Source organism: Streptomyces sp. NPDC054840, from assembly GCF_053611065.1.
On record NZ_JBSGZP010001118.1, the window covers coordinates 1 to 1,312 of the forward strand.

Here is a 1,312-nt window from a genome sequence, read left to right on the forward strand (position 1 = left end):
GTGCCGTGCCGGGCGTCGTGACCCGGTGAACCTTTCCGGTCACAGCACTGGCTCCCTCGCCCGCAAGATCGTGATGCTGACCACCGTGGTGGCGGCGCTCGCGGTGGGCCTCACCGGACTGATCGCCTGGCAGACGGCCGCGCACGGCGCCGAAGAGCGCGAACGCGACCGGCTGGCGCGCCAGGCGACGGTGCTCAGCCGGCTGCCGGCCGTGTCCGAGGCGCTCTTCACCGGCGCGCAGATGCTGGCCGGACCGAACGGGATGCAGCTCGCCGTCATCGCCCCGGACGGCACCGTGAGCGGAACCGCCGGCCCGGCCGTCGACAGGACGTCCGCATCGGCCCTGCTGGCGGGCGATCCCGTCTCCACCACCGGCATCCTCGGCGGCCAGGAGGTGCTGCTGGTGGGGCGGCCCGGCGTTCGCGGCGGCGCGGTCGTGCTGACCGAGCCGTACGCGGTCGTCACCGAGAACACGAACCGGGTCCGCCGCAATGTCATCGTGCCGCTGGTCTTCGGCATGCTCGGAGCCGCTCTGGCCGGAGCGCTCCTGGCCCGCCGGATCGCCCGTCCGCTCGTGACGGCCGCGCAGATCGCGCACCGGCTCGCCGACGGCGAACGCGGCGTACCCGCCCCGGTCGACGGGCCCCGGGAGACCGCGGACATCGGGCGCGCCCTCAATGTCCTGGACGAGGCGCTGGCCCACAGCGAGAACCGCCAGCGGGAGTTCCTGCTCTCCGTCTCCCACGATCTGCGCACGCCGCTGACCGCGCTGCAGGGGTACGCCGAGGCACTCGCCGACGGTCTGATCGAGCCGGAGCGGGTGCGCGAGGTCGGCGGCATCCTGGCCGACGAGACCCGGCGCCTGGACCGGTTCCTCGGGGACCTGTTGGACCTGGCCCGGCTGGAGGCCGACGACTTCCGTCTGGACGTGGCCCCGGCCGACCTCCGCGCGCTGCTCTCCGAGGCCGCCGCCTTCTGGACCGGCCTGTGCACGCGCCACGGCGTCGATCTCCGGCTCGAACGGCCGGACCGGCCCGTCGTCGTCGCGACGGACGCCTTCCGGGTCCGGCAACTGATCGACGGTCTGGTGCAGAACGCGCTGCGCGTGACGCCCGAGGGCGGGCCCCTGGTCCTCGCCGTCCGCTTGGCCGCCACGGGCGGCGGGGCCGAGCTGCAGGTCCGCGACGGCGGGCCAGGCCTCACCGACGACGACGTACGCATCGCCTTCGACCACGGCGCCCTCCACGAGCGGTACCGGGACACCCGCCCGGTCGGCAGCGGCCTGGGGCTGGCCATCGCCCACCGCCTGACC

The 1,312-nt window shown here is 74.8% G+C and carries 1 protein-coding gene; it reads left to right on the top strand.

Annotation, left to right across the window (positions count from 1 at the left end):
* Positions 1 to 25 precede the first annotated feature (25 nt).
* Positions 26 to 1,312 (top strand): HAMP domain-containing sensor histidine kinase (locus ACWGIU_RS38015; RefSeq protein WP_453712671.1); only part of this gene is annotated, 1,287 nt, incomplete at its 3' end.